Below are 15,856 nucleotides of genomic sequence, written 5' to 3'. Positions count from 1 at the left end.
TCGGGCAATGGGTGCGTACCCGGCGTGAGATCCTCACAGACGATGGATCACGAAGGATGGATGAATCCCCTGCGGGAGGGCGAGCAGGGCCCGGACGCCAAGGGCATGTACTGGCTGGCGGTTCTCGCGGCCGGTCCGGTGTGGGACATCGTGCGGGGACGGACGCATCCGCTGTGGCCGGCCGTGGTCGCGGTGACCGCGTCGGTCGCGCTCTACCTGGTCACGGCGACCCTCGCCTTCTCCGACCGGTGGCGGGCTCAGTGGCTGGCCCTGCCCGTGCTGGCCGTGGTCACGATCGCCGCGGCGGCCGCCTTCGGCGAGAACTGGTTCTATCTGTTGATCATGCTCGCCGTGGCGGTGGGCATGGTCGTGCGCGGCCGGGAGCTGCCGGTCGTGCTGCTCGTCGTCGTGGCCGCCGGTCTGGCCATCCGGCTGAGCGCCGGCTCGTCACTCAGCGACTCGCTGACCCTGGTATGGGGGATCTTCGCCTCGGGGATCGTCCCGGCGATCATCATCAGGCTGTGGGAGGCGATCGGAGAGCTTCAGCGCACCCGCGAGGAGCTCGCCCGCGCCGCGGTCACCGAGGAGCGGCTGCGCTTCGCCCGCGACCTGCACGACCTGCTCGGCCACACGCTGTCGGTCATGGTCGTGAAGGCGGAGGCCGTACGCCGCCTGGCGCCCCGCGACGGGGAGACGGCGGCCGGGCAGGCCGCCGACATCGAACGGATCGGACGGCAGGCCCTCACCGAGGTCCGGGGCGCGGTCACCGGCTACCGGGGGCGTGGCCTGGCCACCGAGCTCGAGACCGCCCGCACGGCGCTCGCCGACGCCGGCATCGCCGCCGTCCTCCGCGTCCCTTCCGTACGGCTCACGCCGGAGACCGACGCCCTGCTGGGCTGGGCCGTACGGGAGGGCGTCACCAATGTCATCCGGCACAGCGGCGGCGCCAACTGCGCCATCGAACTACGCGAGGCCGACGGTCTCGTGCTGGAGATCCGCGATGACGGCGCGGCCGGTGGCTCTGCCCCCGGCCAGGGCGGATCCCGGGGCAACGGGCTGGCGGGCCTGCGGGAGCGGGTGGCCGCGGCCGGCGGCACGCTGGAGGCCGGCAGGCTGCCCGGCCGGGGCTTCCTGCTGCGTGTCCAGGCGCCGAACGGGAGGGAGGAGGAATGATCAGGGTGCTGCTGGCGGAGGACCAGGGCATGATGCGCGGTGCCCTGGCCCTGCTGCTGGGACTCGAGGACGACATGGAGGTCGTCGCGCAGGTCTCGTCGGGTGACGAGGTCGTGGCGGCCGCCCTGGCGGCCCGGCCCGACGTGGCGCTGCTCGACATCGAGATGCCGGGCCGCGGTGGGCTGGAGGCCGCCGACGAGTTGCGCGAGCGGCTGCCCTCGTGCCGGGTGCTGATCCTCACCACGTTCGGACGGCCCGGATATCTGCGCCGGGCCATGGAGGCGGGGGCCCGTGGGTTCCTCGTGAAGGACGGCCCGGTCGAGGAACTGGCCGGCGCGATCCGTCGCGTACTGCGTGGTGAGCGGGTCGTCGACCCCGCGCTCGCGGCGGCCGCGCTCAGCACCGGGCCGAGCCCGCTGACGGACCGGGAACGCGACGTCCTGGGCGCGGCGGCCGACGGCTCGACCATCGCCGACATCGCCGCCCGGCTCCACCTGTCAGAGAGCACGGTGCGCAACTACCTGTCCTCGGCGATCGGCAAGACCGGCACACGCAACCGCATCGAAGCGGCCAGGGCGGCCCGTCACAACGGGTGGTTGTGACGCCGTCCCGGCCGGGCTCGGTGTTCCCGGCGTCGCAATATGGGAGATGCGGCCCGGCCTGGCGGGACAGCACCATGAACAGCAGCGACACCTGCTCCGGATCGTCGACCGGGAACACCGGGCGAGCCGCCGGCGACAAGGGACCGACTTCGGCAAGGGCAAGGTGATGAAGACCGTGACCGGGCACCAGATCGTGGACACACTGACCCAGGGGGCCACGCCGGACGACCGTCCGCACGACTCGGCGGGCATCGAGGCCCGATGGAAGCTGATCGTCGATCACGAAGGCGTGACAATCGCCAGCGACCGTTTCCGGCTCACGGCCGTCGGATCGCACGCCGAGGACGACGACCTGTTTCCGGAGAGGACGTTGCTGGACGCGATGGACTCCGGCGAAATGGAGGCCATCCTCTCCGAGCTGCACAGCGTGACCAGGTGGACCTACGGGCAGTTCTGCGGCCTGGCGCGCGCGCTTGAAATGGTCGGCGAACGATGGGCCCTGTTCATCATCCGTGACCTTCTCGTCGGCCCCAAGAGCTTCGCCGACCTGCGCAAGGGCCTGCCCCGGATCCCCGCCGACACGCTGGCCGCCCGCCTCAAGGAGCTCGAACGGACCGGGGTGGTCAGCCACCGGCTCGTGCGGGGGCCCGGCGCCGAGGTGGCGGTGTACGAGCTCACCGAGTACGGCAGCCGCATCGAGGACGCGGTCATCCAGCTCTCCCGCTGGGGTGCGCAGGTCCTCGACCAGCCCCGGCCGGAGGACATCGTCACCGTCGACTCCATGATCATGGCGCTTCGCACGACGTTCCGCCCCGAGGCGGCCCGCGGCCTCCGGGCGAGCTTCGAGGTACGCATCGGCGAGATCATCCTCAACGCGCAGGTCGACGACGGCACGGTCAAGGTGGCCTCCGGGCACCTTCCCGGCGCCGACCTCGTCATCGAGCCGGGCCCCGTGCTGAAGTCCCTGATGTCGGGCGAGGTCAGTCCGGCGGAGGCCGTCGCCGAAGGCATGGTGCGTCTCGCCGGCGACGCCGGCCTGCTGGACCGCTTCGTCGAGATCTTCACGATCCGCCCCGACGCACACTTACCGGCCTGAACCCGGCCTGAATCGGGCGTCACGGCTGCGTCTCGGCGAAGAATCCGGCGGCGAAGGTGACCCGGGCGAGGGCCCGCTGGCCGGCCTCGTTGGGGTGGAAGAAGTCCCACGGGCTGACCATCTTCAGCGAGAAGGGGTAGCCGAAGACCGCACCGCCGTCATAACGGCAGGCCGGGCCGTACCGTAGACAGGCCGTCCGGAGTTGCGCGTTGTAGTCCATCACCCGCTCACGGACCTCCGCACGCCTGATCTCGTCCGCCTTCGCCGTGGACCCGGGGTTGGCCAGCATCGACTGGCAGGTGCGGCCGATCGTCCAGAACGCGCGGGCCCAGCGGTTGTCCTTCCCGATCCGCCAGAGCCGCTTCAGATCGGGAATGCTGGCGACGAAGACCCTCACGCCCGTCGGCCGTAGCACGTCAAGGGCGGCCTCGATCCGGCGCCGATAGGTGACCACCGGGGTCATGAGCTTCGGCGACCGGGTGCACGCGTCCTGCGCTCCCACGAGGATCGTGACGTAGTCGGCCCCGCCCTCGACGGCCTGCCGGGCCTGTGCGGCCAGGTCGGCGCTGGTCGCGCCGGGGACCGCGAAGTTGAGGTTGTGCCCCTTCAGGGCCGGCGCGAGCGCCAGCAGACGCAGATAGTGGCTGCTCACTTCGGGGTTGTCCCCGGCCGACCACGACCTCGAGGTGCACGAGACGTACCAGCCGCACGCGTTGAACCCCGCGCTGATCGAGTCGCCCAGCGCCGCCAGCACCGTTGGCAGTGCGGGCGGCGCCGGGGGCAGTGCGCGCGGCGCCGCCGTCAGACGGTGCGCGCGGGCCGCTCCGGCCGCGAGCAGCGTGCCGGGTGTGAGTAGAACGGAAAAGGCCAGGACCGACGTGATCTTCTTGATCATGAACACCTCCGGGTGACCAAAGGTAGGGATCACCCGGAGGTGAACTCCATCTCCAAGGCGGAATGCGCCGCTTCCCTGACCAAGTTCCTATCGCCGCTTGACAGAAGGGCATCAGCTACCGCCTGCGGTCCGGGCAACGGGGGTCCCTGCCGAAGCAGGTACGGATCTTGCGTAAAGTGAATTGAGTGAGCGTCGTTCTTATCCGCCCCCTCGCGGTTCGCACGGTCGCGGTGAGCGACCCCGGCGATCTCCTGACGCGCCTGCCGGATGCGATGCCGTACGCCTGGATCAGGCACGGCGAGGGCCTGGTGGGCTGGGGAGAGGCGGCCCGCATCGTCATTCCGCCCGGCCCGGACCGTTTCGACCGGGCCCGGGAGTGGCTCGGCTCGCTCTTCGACGGGGCGCGCATCGACGACGAGGTCGAGGCGCCCGGCTCTGGACCGGTCGCGTTCGGCTCGTTCACCTTCGACGGCGACGCCGCCGGCTCCACGCTGGTCATCCCACGCACGGTGCTCGCCCGTAGACACGGCCGGGCCTGGCTCACCACGATCGGTGAGGCCGGATCCGTTCCGGTGACCTCGCCCGTCGAACCCGGGCGCATCCGGTACGGCGACGGTACGCTGACCGCTCCGGAGTGGGAGCAGGCCGTGGCCAGGGCCGTACGCAGGATCAGGAGCGGCACCCTGGACAAGGTCGTGCTCGCCCGCGATCTCACAGCCACCGCCGAGCGCGACATCGACACGCGGGTGCTGCTGTCCCGGCTGGCCGTCCGCTATCCCGAGTGCTACACGTTCTCCGTGGACGGACTGACCGGGGCGACCCCCGAACTGCTGGTCCGGCACACCGGCCGGTCGATCGAGTCGCTGGTCCTGGCGGGCACGACGCCACGCGGCGCCGGACCGGCCGAGGACGCCGCCCGCGGCGTCGCGCTGTACGCCTCAGGCAAGGACCGCCACGAGCACGCCTGCGCCGTCGCCTCCGTCCAGGAGGCCCTGGCTCCCCTGTGTTCGACGCTGGACGTGCCCGCCCGGCCGGAGCTGCTGGTGCTGCCGAACGTGCAGCACCTGGCCAGCCGGGTCAGCGGGCGGCTGTCGGACGGCGCGTCCGTGCTCGACGTGGTGGCCGCCATGCACCCGACCGCGGCCGTCGGCGGCACCCCCACCGGCATGGCCCTGCGCGTCATCCGGGAGCTGGAGGGCATGGCACGCGGCGGCTACGCCGGTCCGGTCGGCTGGATCGACTCCCGAGGCGACGGTGAGTGGGGCATCGCACTGCGCTGCGCCCAGATCTCCGGCCGCCGCGCCCGGCTGTTCGCCGGGTGCGGCATCATGGCCGGGTCCGACCCCGTCGCCGAGCTCGCCGAGGCTCAGGCGAAGTTCCGCGTCATGCAGTACGCCCTTGAAGGGTGACTCGAGGGGTGAGCGGCGCGATCGCGGCGCCGGCGTGCTCAGCGGGCCACGGTTGAGCGGGCCACAGCTCAGCGGCTCAGGTACGTCGTGCCGCCGAAACGGGCGGTGGCACGGCCGGCGGTCGCGGTGGCCAGCCACTCCTCGAAGCCGGACGCCGCGTCGCAGGCCACAGCGACCTCGAAGGTGACGCGCGCGCCGTAGTCCACGCCGCGCAGCGGGTAGTGCGAAGCACGCAGATCGTTCTCCAGCCGGCCGGCGTGCGCGTGGTCGATCGTCACCTCCGCGATGGTCGCCGGAATCATCTCGACGGTCTCGGCCCGGTCGAGCGTCTCCCCGACCGCACCGCCGTACGCGCGGGCCAGTCCCCCGGCACCCAGCAGCACCCCACCGAAGTAGCGGGTGACCACGGCCACGACGTCGGCAAAGCCGCGCCGGGTGAGCATCTCAAGCATCGGTGTGCCCGCCGTCCCCCCGGGCTCGCCGTCGTCGTCGGCCTTGCGCAGATCTGTGCCGATGACGTAAGCGGTGCAGTTGTGCGTGGCATCCGCGTGAAGTCGCCTGCGCCCGGCGATGAACTCCCGCGCGGCCTCCTCGGTGCCCACCGGCGCTATCGCGCAGATGAACCGTGAGCGGCGGACCTCGGTCTCGTGCTCGATGATGTTTTTGATCGTCAGGTACGGCGCGGCCACGACGCTCAGGCTACTGGGACTCGGGTGCGCATGAGGCGGCGGCCTTTACCTTGTAGATCCAAGGGGCTTGAGATCCGAGGGTCAGCGGGCGCTGACCGTCTCGGGCGTCTCCTCCTCCTCGGCGAAGGCCTTGGCGGCTCTGCGCTTCAGCCAGATCGTGCCGCCGACGCCGAACAGGACGGCGATCACGAGTCCCACCCAGGAAAAACCCTTCAGCCACCGCTCGGCCACCATGCCCAGGTAGTAGACGGCCGCGGTGGTGCCGCCCGCCCAGACGATACCGCCCGACACGTTGGCCACCAGGAACCGCCAGTACGGCATGTGCAGCGCCCCCGCGAGCGGGCCGGCGAGGATGCGCAGCAGGGCCACGAACCGGCCGAAGAAGACGGCCCAAACCCCCCAGCGCTGGAACAATCGCTCGGCCCTGGCGATGTGATGGGGGCCGAAATGCTTGGGGAAGCGCCGCCCGAGCCGGTCGAACAGCGGCCTGCCGCCCTTGCGCCCGATGAGGTAACCGATCGAGTCCCCCACGATGGCCCCGGTGCTCGCGCAGACGCCGACGATGAGTGGACTTACCACGCCCTTGGCCGACAGCAGGGCCGAGCTGACCAGGACGATCTCCCCGGGAAGGGGGATCCCCAGGCTCTCGAGGCCGACGACCACGCCCACGATCACGTAGACCCACAGGGCGGGGATCGTCTGCAACCACTCCTCGACGTGCATGCCACTCCTCTGCCGGGGGTAAACAAGACCTATTGTGCCGTCGCCCCGGGCACGCGACATCCCCCTTCAGGACCAGGCCGGGCCGGACCGCAGTCGGACCACAGACGGACTATGACCGGACCACAGGACGACCCCGCATCAAGACGAAGGTCCCTGGAAAGTCACTTCCGCATCGTCGCGCGTACGGCGACGCGCATCGCGGCGTGCACCCCGGCATTGCGCTCGCGGTCGGTGCGGACCTCGACCATCCGCAGACCGTCCCCCCTGATGGCCCCATTGATGGCCTTCGGTAGCTCATCGATGTCTTCTAGCAGCGTATACGGCACGCCGGCGGCGGCCGCGAGGTAGCCCAGGTCCACACCGTGCGGCGTGCCGAAGACCCGCTCGAACGGCTCGGCCAGCGCGGCCTGGGGCAGCATCGAGAAGATCCCGCCGCCGTCGTTGTTCACCACGACCAGGCACAGGTCCGGCCGGGGCTCTCGCGGGCCGAGGACCAGCCCGTTCTGGTCGTGCAGCAGCGTCAGGTCGCCGATCAGCGCGTAGGCGGGGCCGTTGTGGGCGAGCGCGGCGCCGACGGCCGTGGAGACCAGGCCGTCGATCCCCGAGGCGCCCCTGGAGGCCATCAGCCGCAGGCCGCGGCGCGGCCGCATGGCCTGGTCGAGGTCCCTGACCGGCATCGACGACCCGCACAGCAGCAGCGCGCCGTTGGGCAGGGCCTCGGCGAGGTCCCGGGCCAGCCGGGGCTCGCTCAGCCCGGACGAGTCGAGCACCCGGTCGATCGCCTCACGGGCCAGGTGGTCCGCGTGCCGCCAGGAGCGCAGCCAGGTGTCGTCGCCCGAGGCGATCGGGATCTCCACGGCCTGGGCGACCTGGGTGGCCGAGCGGGTGGGGTCGGGCCAGCGGGTCAGGTCGCCCGCGACCACGATGTGCTCCTCTGTCCGGCCCAGCCACGACAGCAGCGGCCGTGACAGCCCGGGGCGGCCGAGGGTGACCACGACGTCCGGCCGGTGGGCTGCGGCGAACTCCTCGTCGCCCAGCAGGAAGTGGTAGGTCGAGATGGCGTGGTCGCCGTACCTGCCGCCGCCGTTGGGCTCCGACAGCACCGGCCAGCCGGCCATCCCGGCCGCGGCGACGTACCTCCTGACGTTGACCGCGCCGTCGCCCACCACGAGCACGCCGCGGCGGGTCGGCGGGATGTGCAACGCCGGCGCCGGCGGCGCGACCCTCACCCTGACCTTGGGGCGGCCCTCGTCGACGGCGGGCAGCGGCTCGCACCAGTTCGCGTCCCCGTCCGGGATGAGCGGCTCGCGGAAGGCCGCGTTCAGGTGCACGGGCCCGGGGTCGTACGGCCCGGCCGCTCGCTGGTAGGCCCGGCAGACGAGGGACCGCCAGTACGCCACCTGTCCGGGCCGCTCCTGCGGGGTCCCGATCTCGGCGAACCACCGTACGGCCGAGCCGTACAGCTTGATCTGGTCGATCGTCTGGTTGGCGCCGGTGTCGCGCAGTTCCGGCGGCCGGTCGGCCGTCAGCACGAGCAGCGGAACGCCTGACTCCGACGCCTCGATGACGGCGGGATGGAAGTTGGCGGCCGCCGTACCCGACGTGCAGACGAGGGCGACCGGCCGCTCGGAGCGCTTGGCGAGCCCGAGCGCGAGGTAGGAGGCGGACCGCTCGTCGATGCGGACGTGCAGGCGAAGCCTGGGCTGCGCGTGCGCGGCGAGCGCGAGCGGCGCGGAACGGGAGCCGGGGGCGAGCACCAGATCGGTCATCCCGCAGCGCACCAGCTCGTCGACCAGGACGGTCGCCAGCGCGGTAGCGGGGTTCACGGGCGGCGGGGGAACTTCGCGAAGTCCGGCTTGCGCTTCTCCTTGAACGCGTCGCGGCCCTCCTGCGCCTCCTCGCTCATGTAGTAGATGAGCGTGGCGTCACCGGCGAACTGCTGCATGCCGGCCGCGCCGTCGGTGACCGCGTTGAGCGCGCCCTTGAGCATGCGCAGCGCGATCGGCGACTTCTCCAGCAGTTCGCGGGCCCACTGGACGGTCTCCTCCTCCAGCCGCTCCAGCGGGACGACGGCGTTGACGAGCCCCCACTGCAGGGCGGTCTGCGCGTCGTACTGGCGGCACAGGTACCAGATCTCCCTGGCCCGCTTGAGCCCGACGGTCTCGGCCAGCAGCCAGGAGCCGTAGCCGCCGTCGAAGGAGCCGACCTTGGGGCCGGTCTGCCCGAACCTGGCGTTGTCGGCGGCGATCGTCAGGTCGCAGCACACGTGCAGGACGTGGCCGCCGCCGATCGCGTATCCCGCGACCATCGCGATGATCGGCTTGGGGCAGCGCCGCATCTGCACCTGCAGGTCGAGCACGTTCAGCCGGCCGATGCCGTGGGTCTTGTCGTCGACGTAGCCGTCGTCGCCGCGGATCTTCTGGTCGCCGCCGGAACAGAACGCCTTGTCGCCCGCCCCGGTGAAGATGATCACGCCGATCTCGGTGTCCTCCTGCGCGAGGTTGAACGCCTCACGCAGCTCGAACAGGGTCGTGGGGCGGAACGCGTTGTGCCGCTCCGGCCGGTTGATCGTGATTTTCGCGATGCCCTCGGCGGTCTCGTAGATGATGTCCTCGTACTCGCCCGACCGCTTCCACTCGACCCCGCTCGTCACACTCGCTCCTCAGTCGCGTCACCTACCGGCCGGTCACCGTCGGGTGGCCGTGCCCGCACTAACCTTACGACCGTGCTCATCCGTCCCGGACATCACCCGGCGCATCGCAGGGATCACCGGCCCGGTCGGCGGCCCGACCTGCGGCCGGATCAGCGGCCCGTGCATGCCCTGCTCATCCCGCCCGGTCCGGCTCTGTTCGACGCCGTACGGCTCGCTCTGTCGGGCGAGGGGCCGGCCGTGCTGCCGCTGTCGCCCGATCTGCCCCGGCCCGCCCTCGAGGCGGCGCTCGCCGCGCTGCGCCCGACCCACGTCGTGACCCCCGACGGCGTACGACGCCGGCCGCACGGGGAGCCCACCTCCGCCGCTGTGATCATCGCCACATCCGGGTCCACCGGCGTGCCCAAGGGCGTCGAGCTGCCGGCTGAGGCGCTGACCGCATCGGCCCGTGCCTCGCTGACCCGCCTCGACGCCCGGGAAGGCGATCGGTGGCTGTGCTGCCTGCCGCCGTCGCACATCTCGGGCATGCAGGTGCTTGTACGGTCGCTGCTGTGCGGGACCGAGCCGGTGATCCACGCGCGCTTCTCCCCCGATGACGTCGCCGCCTCCGGCGCGGACCATGTGTCGCTGGTCCCGACCCAGCTGCGGCGCATGATCGACGCGGGGGCCGATGTCGCGGCGTTCCGCACGATCCTGCTGGGCGGCGCCGCCGCTCCCCCGGGCCTGCTCGGCGAGGCCCGCGCCGCCGGCGCGCGGGTCGTCACGACGTACGGCATGAGCGAGACGAGCGGCGGTTGCGTGTACGACGGCGCGCCCCTTGACAATGTAGATCTCGAGTTCGGGGAGGACGGCCGGGTGCGAATCCGCGGGCCGGTGCTCTTCGCCGGATATCGGCTGCGCGATGAGCGACCGTTCGAGGACGGCTGGTTCGTCACCTCGGATCTGGGAACGATGGAGGACGGCCGGCTGAGGGTGCTCGGCCGCGCCGACGACGTGATCAACACCGGGGGCCGGAAGGTGGTCGCGGGCGCGGTCGCCGAGGTCCTGTCCGGTCATCCCGGAGTGAGGGACGTCGTGGTGGTCGGCCGTCCCGATCCGGAATGGGGCGAGATCGTCGAGGCGGTGGTGGTCGGCCGGGGCGGCGGAGCCGGGGAGGTGACGCTCGCCGACCTGCGGGCCTTCGCCAAGGAGCGTCTGCCGGCGTACGCCGCGCCACGCGCGATGCGCGTTTTGCCCCGCATTCCGCTGCTGCCGAACGGAAAACCGGATATGGTCGCCCTGCGGAACCAAAAATGACCATAGCGCGTCTATATGGTCAGGGAGTGGATTGAGAGAGCTGTCCGAATGCCTTCTGAACCGCAGGCCCAGGAAAGGACCCGGGAAAGGGGGACGTCGATGAAGCCGACCCGGAAGATGCTGATCTCCACAGGCGTCATCGGCGCCGTCCTCATCGGTGGGGTCGCCGTCACCGCGGCGGCCTCGGCGAACCGGTTGCGGGAGGCCGCGACCCAGATGACCGCCCGCCACCCCGGCCTCGGCGACCCCGTTCCGTCGGCCTCCCGCGTGGAGACCGAGAACCCGGCGAGCGCGCGTACGATCACGCCGATCGCCCCCGACCCGGACGTGGTGTCGAAGGATCTCGACATCGATCCCGAGGACGCGTCCGACTACTGGACCACGCGACGCATGCGGGACGCCGATCCCATGCCGGGCCCGCAGGTCAGCCTCATCATCCCCTCCCCCACCGACTGACCCCCCCACCTACCCCAATCACCCCACCCCCCACCCCCCCCCCCGTGATCTTGCAGTTGCTCGCAGAGATGCCCGCCCACCTGCCCCTCTCCCGTTTGTGATCTTGCAGAAACTCGCAACCATCCGCTCTGACCTGCGAGAAAGCCATTCATGATCTTGCACTTCTCCGGCAAGTGCAAGATCACGGAAGTCGTTTCCGCTGGTCGGCCGGCATACCTGCGAGTAACTGCAAGATCACCAACAATGTCATGCCTGGTCAGCGGCTGTGCCTGCGAGTTTTCGCAAGATCACGCACGGGAGGGGGTGGGGGGAGGGAACAAACTGGGCGCGGTGGCGTTATTGCTACTGGTGCGCTGAGCCGCCGAGAGACCGCCGCGCCCCACCGTCAGCACCCACAACAACGAACTCCGTCAAGGAGGAGGTGTCCTATGCCCCGGACCTCCGTGGCGACCTCGCTCGGGCGCGAGGTGATCCCGACGACTCTCGACCAGTTGCTGGAGCGGGGGCGTGCTCAGGGTCACCTCTCCCTGCCGGAGCTGCGCGAGGCATTCACGAAGGCCGGCGTCGGCCCTGCCGAGGGCCGCACGATTCTCCGAGAGCTGGCCGAGGCGGGTGTCGAACTGGCCGCCGAGGAGGGACCGAAGACGGCGCCCACGCGGATGACCTCCGCCAAGAAGGCGGCTCCCGCCGCCGGGAAGACCCGCAGGGCCAGAGCCTCGGCGCAGCCGGCCGAGGAGAGCCCCCTGACCTCGACAACGCAGACCTCGACAGCGCAGACCTCGACAGCGCAGACCGCCGCGTCGACGAAGGCCGACGGTGACACCGTCAAGGCCACGAAGACCACCAAGGCACGTAAGACCCGCAAGGCGGCCGAAGCCGACCTGAGCGCCGCGCCGGAGGAGGCCGAGCCGCCGGCCGACCTCGACCCGGAGATGGCCGCCGAAGCCGCCGCCGGCATCGACACCGGGGCCGAGGACGCCGACGGCATGGATCTCGACGACAACACCTCGGTGATGGGCGACTCCGTCCACACCTACCTGAAGTCGATCGGCCGCCGGACGCTGCTGACCGCCGCGCAGGAAGTCGAGTTGGCCAAGCGCATAGAGGCCGGGTTGTACGCCGAGTACAAGCTGGAGACCGCCCTGGAGGACGGCCAGAGGATGCCGCCGGGCGTGCGCGACGACCTCGAGTGGATCATCGAGGACGGCAGGCGGGCCAAGGACCACATGCTGGAGGCGAACCTCCGTCTGGTCGTGTCGGTGGCCAAGAAGTACACCGACCGCGGCATGTCCCTGCTCGACGTCGTGCAGGAGGGCAACCTCGGTCTGATCCGCGCGGTGGAGAAGTTCGACTACACCAAGGGCTACAAGTTCTCCACGTACGCCATGTGGTGGATCAGGCAGGCCATCCAGCGCGGCTTCGCCGACTCGGCTCGTACGATCCGCCTGCCCGTCCACGTGCTGGAGATGCTGTCGAAGCTGTCGCGTGTCGAGCGCGACATGCACCAGCGGCTCGGCCGGGAACCCACCCCGGAGGAGCTGGCGGTCGAGCTGGACAAGACTCCGGACCAGATCGAGGAGCTGCTGCGTACGAGCAGGCAGCCGATCAGCCTCGACTCCACGATCGGCGAGGACGGCGAGACGCGGATCGGCGACCTGATCGAGGACGTGGACTCCCCCGAGGCATCCGAGGTCGTGGACCGGCAGTTGCTGGCCGAGCAGCTCAAGGGCGTGCTGGGCAACCTGTCGCCGCGCGAGGCGAAGATCATGAGCCTGCGCTTCGGGCTGACCGACGGCAAGCCGCACACGCTCGACGAGATCGGCAAGCACCTGGGCCTCACCCGGGAGCGGATCCGCCAGCTCGAGAAGGAGTCGCTGTCCAAGCTCCGCCACCCGAGCAACACGCGCCCCCTCCTCGACTGGGCGAGCTGATCCCCGGGGACGACGTCGAACGTACGGCCCGCGCCATCCCGGCGCGGGCCGTACGCGTCTACGTATGCGAGCTCAGCGGGCCACCGCGTAGACCTGGGGAATCCCCGGAAGGTTCAGCTTGTTCTCCTCCCGCAGCGTGCGCAGGCGGCTGACCTCCGCCGTCCACAGCGCCCCGTCAGGAGTGGCCCTGGCCTTGCGCCGCGCGATGCGGTTGTCGTAGCCCTTGATCCCGAGCGTCGCCCGCTGCCCGGCCTCGGCGGCCCGCAGCGCCGCGGTGAGTGCGCGGTCGAGCGCCAGCCCGGCTGCACGCCGCTCCGCCACGGACCCGCCCGCGGCCTCCACGGCACGCAGGTGCCGCTGGGCCTCCCGAGCCTTCTCCAGCAGGGCGGTGAAGCCCTTCCCGATCTCCTGGTCCGCGTGGTAACGGACTTCCGCCTCCCGGCTCACCCGCGGACGGAAAAACGCCATCGTCAGCTCCTCCAGATCCGGCGAACGCATCGCCCTTGGGTAGGGTACGCGTTGCCCGGCGGACACCGCACATCGCGGTCAACCGGGCCCACCCCGTTTACAAAGTAAGGTCACCTGTGGCAGCGTGGGGCTCATGCCCGCCAAACGCCCTCCCGTCCCGCTGTCCCGGGAACGCATCATCGACGCCGCCCTGCACATCGCCGACGGACAGGGGCTGCGCAGGCTGACCATGCGCAGGCTCGGCGACGCCCTCCAGGTGGAGGCCATGGCCGTCTACCACCACCTCCCGCGAGGCAAGGAGGCGCTGATGGACGCACTCGCCGAGCATGTCACCGCCGTTCAGGTCGCGCCCGGCCCAGACGGATCCGGTGCCGACGAGTCCGGCGCCGCGTCCTCCTGGCAGGAGCTGGCCCGGGCCTGGGCCCGCGCGAGCCGTACGGCACTGCTGGAGCATCCGGGGGTTCTGTCGCTGGCCCTGGTCAAACCGCCCAAGGGAGCGGCACTGCTCTCCATCGGCGAGCAGATCGAGCAGTTGCGGGATGCCGGTCTCGGCGACGCGGCGCCGGCCGCGGTGCGTGCCCTGCGCGCCTACGTCTTCGGCAGCGTCGCCGTCGAGGTCCAGCAGTCCGGCTGGGCCGACCCCGACGCCGACGTCAGGGACGCGCGTACGGCCGAGGGCGAGCGGGAGTTCGAGCAGGGTCTCGACGCCCTCATCGCCGGGCTTGGCGGATAACAGCTCAGTTACCGGACGGTCGGCGTGTCGAAGTTGGACCGTTATCGTCCGTGAGGCACTCTTGCGTACTGGGTCACATCAGGTGTGCCACAGCCTGTTCGGGAGCGGTCCGGCCAGACGGGGTCAGTCATCCGTCTGCTCGGGTCGCGGCCCGATCCGGTAGCGGTGCGAGCCCCCGACCGGCGGAAACCGCCCGAACGGACTATGTCACTCTGATGCGGCCACGCCGCAGACTGGTGTAGTCCAGTGTTCGGCTGTCACAACGTCAACCCCATACGCTCGTTCTCCCGAACCAGCGAGCGAACGAGAAAGACACGGAGCCCCGGCGATGTGCCCTCATGAACCGGCCTGTCCCAGCGCTGAAGCGAAGGACCGCGAAGCCGCGCGTACGATAGCGATCCATCCGGAGCAGGGTTGGAGCCTGCTCTGCAACGGTGTCGTGCTGTTCGAGGACACCGGTGAGCTGCTACCCGACGGCGGCGTCATCGCCCCGCATCGCCCCACCGACATGACCGCCAACGCCGCCTGAGCCCCTCACGGCTGCTCCTCCGGCAGCCCCAGCAGTTCCGGCAGCCACCGCGCGACCTCCGTGCCCACCCGCACGGGGTCTTTCTTCAGATCGTGCGTCTCACCCGGCAGGACCACCAGACGTGCCGCGTCCGCCTCGTCCGGAACGCCGAACGCGTCACGATCTCCATTGATCACAAGTACGGGTGTTCCCGCCTGCCTGAGCTCCTCCGCACGTGAGCGTTCCGGCCTGGCCGGCGGGCGCAGCGGGAACGCCAATGCGATCACCCCTGCCGCTCCGGCGGCCCGTGCCGTACGGCAGGCCACCCTCGCCCCGTTGCTCCGCCCGCCCTGAACGAGCGTCATGCCGGGGTGGCGCCCGCGCAGCGCGGCCACGACCGCCAGCCACGCCTCATCCTGTTTGGCCGCCGAGCCGGGAGCCCTGGCGCCGCGCATCCGGAACGGCTGGACGACCCGGGCCACGGTGCCGCCGATCTCCAGCACGGCGTCCCGTACGGCCATCAGGTCGGGGGCGTCGACTCCGCCTGCCGAGCCGTGGGTCAGCACCAGCAGCAGCCTGGGATCGGGCACCTCGTCCACCTCGGCCAGCGCCGGGCCGTACGGGGTCTCGATCTCCATGAGGTTGACCGTATCGCCTCCGCCTTCAGCAGGAACGACCGCCCCTACTAACGGAGGACACCGGCCCGCCCGCGCAAGAGGCAGAATGTGAAGGTGCCGGAAACAGCATCGCAGCCGCCCGGAACGGGCCACCCCAACGCTGGCCGTCCCACGACGGCCCAGCCCACGCCCGCCTGGCCGCAGCCTCAGCAGCCCTATCCGCCGCAGGCCCGCCCGCCGCAGCCCGTCGCCCCGTCGCCGCGCGAGGATCTTCGCGCCGTCCTGGCCGCGCGGCGGGACCTGGGGCCGGAGTACGAGGACGCCCTGGTCGACTCGTTCCTCGACAAGCTCGACGTGGAGATCGGGGCACGGGTACGCAACGAGGTGGCGGCCCAGGCGCACTATCAGCAGGGGCCTCACCAGCAGCAGACGCCGCCTCCCCAGAAGAAGGACAGCGCGGTGGGCGTGGCGATGGGGTCACTCGCCTTGGGGATCCCGCTCACGGGTATCGCCGTGGGCAATGCCGGGACCCCCGGGCTGCTGCTGGCCTGGGGCGGCATCGTCGCCGTCAACCTGGCCTACGCCCTGGGCCGGCGCAGGCAGCGCTGAC

At 71.0% G+C, this 15,856-nt stretch carries 17 protein-coding genes; 10 read left to right on the top strand and 7 right to left on the bottom strand.

The features are described from left to right. The first annotated feature begins 60 nt into the window (after window positions 1–60). The 3 genes from ACFHYQ_RS19705 to ACFHYQ_RS19695 are packed head-to-tail and all read left to right on the top strand — an operon-like array spanning window position 61 to window position 2,871. Window positions 61–1,173: a sensor histidine kinase gene (locus ACFHYQ_RS19705; RefSeq protein WP_394302622.1), complete on the top strand. Its 1,113-nt coding sequence runs from the start codon at window positions 61–63 to the stop codon at window positions 1,171–1,173. Then, window positions 1,170–1,775: a response regulator gene (locus tag ACFHYQ_RS19700; RefSeq protein ID WP_394302621.1), complete on the top strand. Its 606-nt coding sequence runs from the start codon at window positions 1,170–1,172 to the stop codon at window positions 1,773–1,775. The genes ACFHYQ_RS19705 and ACFHYQ_RS19700 overlap by 4 nt, the downstream gene beginning before the upstream one ends. 46 nt (window positions 1,776–1,821) lie before the next feature. Continuing rightward, window positions 1,822–2,871 carry a winged helix-turn-helix transcriptional regulator gene (locus tag ACFHYQ_RS19695; protein ID WP_394302620.1) on the top strand — a complete coding sequence of 350 codons (1,050 nt, stop codon included), beginning with the start codon at window positions 1,822–1,824 and terminating at the stop codon, window positions 2,869–2,871. 19 nt (window positions 2,872–2,890) lie between these two features. On the opposite strand, the gene ACFHYQ_RS19690 is transcribed toward ACFHYQ_RS19695, so the two are convergent. Beyond that, window positions 2,891–3,766 (bottom strand): GDSL-type esterase/lipase family protein, encoded by an 876-nt coding sequence (locus tag ACFHYQ_RS19690; protein WP_394302619.1) that lies wholly within the window; start codon window positions 3,764–3,766, stop codon window positions 2,891–2,893. 185 nt (window positions 3,767–3,951) lie between these two features. Here ACFHYQ_RS19690 and ACFHYQ_RS19685 point away from each other — a divergent pair, with 185 nt between their 5' ends. After that, entirely contained in the window at window positions 3,952–5,175 is a 1,224-nt protein-coding gene (locus ACFHYQ_RS19685; RefSeq protein WP_394302618.1) for an isochorismate synthase, read from the top strand. 68 nt (window positions 5,176–5,243) lie between these two features. On the opposite strand, the gene ACFHYQ_RS19680 is transcribed toward ACFHYQ_RS19685, so the two are convergent. The 4 genes from ACFHYQ_RS19680 to menB form a co-directional block, all read right to left on the bottom strand. Further along, entirely contained in the window at window positions 5,244–5,864 is a 621-nt protein-coding gene (locus tag ACFHYQ_RS19680; protein WP_394302617.1) for a YigZ family protein, read from the bottom strand. 81 nt (window positions 5,865–5,945) lie between these two features. Next, window positions 5,946–6,587 carry a DedA family protein gene (locus ACFHYQ_RS19675; RefSeq protein ID WP_394302616.1) on the bottom strand — a complete coding sequence of 214 codons (642 nt, stop codon included), beginning with the start codon at window positions 6,585–6,587 and terminating at the stop codon, window positions 5,946–5,948. A gap of 161 nt (window positions 6,588–6,748) precedes the next feature. Then, entirely contained in the window at window positions 6,749–8,413 is a 1,665-nt protein-coding gene (gene menD / locus ACFHYQ_RS19670) for a 2-succinyl-5-enolpyruvyl-6-hydroxy-3-cyclohexene-1-carboxylic-acid synthase (RefSeq protein WP_394302615.1), read from the bottom strand. Next, window positions 8,410–9,240: a 1,4-dihydroxy-2-naphthoyl-CoA synthase gene (menB, locus tag ACFHYQ_RS19665; protein ID WP_204011340.1), complete on the bottom strand. Its 831-nt coding sequence runs from the start codon at window positions 9,238–9,240 to the stop codon at window positions 8,410–8,412. Before menB ends, menD begins: the two co-directional genes overlap by 4 nt. Window positions 9,241–9,399: 159 nt before the next feature. On the opposite strand from menB, the gene ACFHYQ_RS19660 reads away from it, so the two are divergent. The 3 genes from ACFHYQ_RS19660 to ACFHYQ_RS19650 all read left to right on the top strand — a co-directional run bounded on the left by ACFHYQ_RS19660 (window position 9,400) and on the right by ACFHYQ_RS19650 (window position 12,920). Continuing rightward, complete coding sequence (locus ACFHYQ_RS19660; RefSeq protein WP_394302658.1) at window positions 9,400–10,533, top strand: AMP-binding protein; 1,134 nt, start codon at window positions 9,400–9,402, stop codon at window positions 10,531–10,533. Window positions 10,534–10,632: 99 nt separating this feature from the next. Further along, window positions 10,633–10,989 carry a hypothetical protein gene (locus tag ACFHYQ_RS19655; RefSeq protein WP_394302614.1) on the top strand — a complete coding sequence of 119 codons (357 nt, stop codon included), beginning with the start codon at window positions 10,633–10,635 and terminating at the stop codon, window positions 10,987–10,989. Window positions 10,990–11,417: 428 nt separating this feature from the next. Next, window positions 11,418–12,920 (top strand): RNA polymerase sigma factor, encoded by a 1,503-nt coding sequence (locus ACFHYQ_RS19650; RefSeq protein WP_394302613.1) that lies wholly within the window; start codon window positions 11,418–11,420, stop codon window positions 12,918–12,920. A 72-nt stretch (window positions 12,921–12,992) separates the two neighbouring features. Here the strand turns inward: ACFHYQ_RS19650 and ACFHYQ_RS19645 are convergent, their stop codons facing one another. Next, a complete protein-coding gene (locus ACFHYQ_RS19645) occupies window positions 12,993–13,388 on the bottom strand; it encodes a hypothetical protein (RefSeq protein ID WP_394302612.1) in 396 nt (131 codons plus the stop codon). Between the two features lie 133 nt (window positions 13,389–13,521). On the opposite strand from ACFHYQ_RS19645, the gene ACFHYQ_RS19640 reads away from it, so the two are divergent. Next, window positions 13,522–14,121, top strand: a complete 600-nt coding sequence (locus tag ACFHYQ_RS19640) for a TetR/AcrR family transcriptional regulator C-terminal domain-containing protein (RefSeq protein WP_394302611.1) — start codon at window positions 13,522–13,524, stop codon at window positions 14,119–14,121. A gap of 328 nt (window positions 14,122–14,449) precedes the next feature. Next, window positions 14,450–14,650, top strand: coding sequence for a DUF5999 family protein (locus ACFHYQ_RS19635; protein ID WP_204011329.1), 201 nt, complete (start codon window positions 14,450–14,452; stop codon window positions 14,648–14,650). 5 nt (window positions 14,651–14,655) lie between these two features. Here ACFHYQ_RS19635 and ACFHYQ_RS19630 read toward each other — a convergent pair whose 3' ends face one another. Further along, window positions 14,656–15,267: an alpha/beta hydrolase family protein gene (locus ACFHYQ_RS19630; RefSeq protein WP_394302610.1), complete on the bottom strand. Its 612-nt coding sequence runs from the start codon at window positions 15,265–15,267 to the stop codon at window positions 14,656–14,658. 93 nt (window positions 15,268–15,360) lie between these two features. Here ACFHYQ_RS19630 and ACFHYQ_RS19625 point away from each other — a divergent pair, with 93 nt between their 5' ends. Then, window positions 15,361–15,855 carry a hypothetical protein gene (locus tag ACFHYQ_RS19625; protein ID WP_394302609.1) on the top strand — a complete coding sequence of 165 codons (495 nt, stop codon included), beginning with the start codon at window positions 15,361–15,363 and terminating at the stop codon, window positions 15,853–15,855. The last annotated feature ends 1 nt before the right edge of the window (window position 15,856 follow it).

Origin of the sequence: Sphaerimonospora cavernae (genome assembly GCF_042435035.1) — a bacterium.
GTDB lineage: Bacteria > Actinomycetota > Actinomycetes > Streptosporangiales > Streptosporangiaceae > Sphaerimonospora > Sphaerimonospora cavernae.
Note: the sequence above shows the minus strand (reverse complement) of the source record. Positions and strands in the feature narration are given on the sequence as shown.

Coding starts and splice junctions, on each gene's coding strand:
- ACFHYQ_RS19705 (WP_394302622.1), top strand. CDS start 61: ATGAATCCCCTGCGGGAGGGCGAGCAGGGCCCGGACGCCAAGGGCATG.
- ACFHYQ_RS19700 (WP_394302621.1), top strand. CDS start 1,170: ATGATCAGGGTGCTGCTGGCGGAGGACCAGGGCATGATGCGCGGTGCC.
- ACFHYQ_RS19695 (WP_394302620.1), top strand. CDS start 1,822: ATGCGGCCCGGCCTGGCGGGACAGCACCATGAACAGCAGCGACACCTG.
- ACFHYQ_RS19690 (WP_394302619.1), bottom strand. CDS start 3,766: ATGATCAAGAAGATCACGTCGGTCCTGGCCTTTTCCGTTCTACTCACA.
- ACFHYQ_RS19675 (WP_394302616.1), bottom strand. CDS start 6,587: ATGCACGTCGAGGAGTGGTTGCAGACGATCCCCGCCCTGTGGGTCTAC.
- ACFHYQ_RS19655 (WP_394302614.1), top strand. CDS start 10,633: ATGAAGCCGACCCGGAAGATGCTGATCTCCACAGGCGTCATCGGCGCC.
- ACFHYQ_RS19650 (WP_394302613.1), top strand. CDS start 11,418: ATGCCCCGGACCTCCGTGGCGACCTCGCTCGGGCGCGAGGTGATCCCG.
- ACFHYQ_RS19645 (WP_394302612.1), bottom strand. CDS start 13,388: ATGGCGTTTTTCCGTCCGCGGGTGAGCCGGGAGGCGGAAGTCCGTTAC.
- ACFHYQ_RS19640 (WP_394302611.1), top strand. CDS start 13,522: ATGCCCGCCAAACGCCCTCCCGTCCCGCTGTCCCGGGAACGCATCATC.
- ACFHYQ_RS19635 (WP_204011329.1), top strand. CDS start 14,450: ATGTGCCCTCATGAACCGGCCTGTCCCAGCGCTGAAGCGAAGGACCGC.
- ACFHYQ_RS19630 (WP_394302610.1), bottom strand. CDS start 15,267: ATGGAGATCGAGACCCCGTACGGCCCGGCGCTGGCCGAGGTGGACGAG.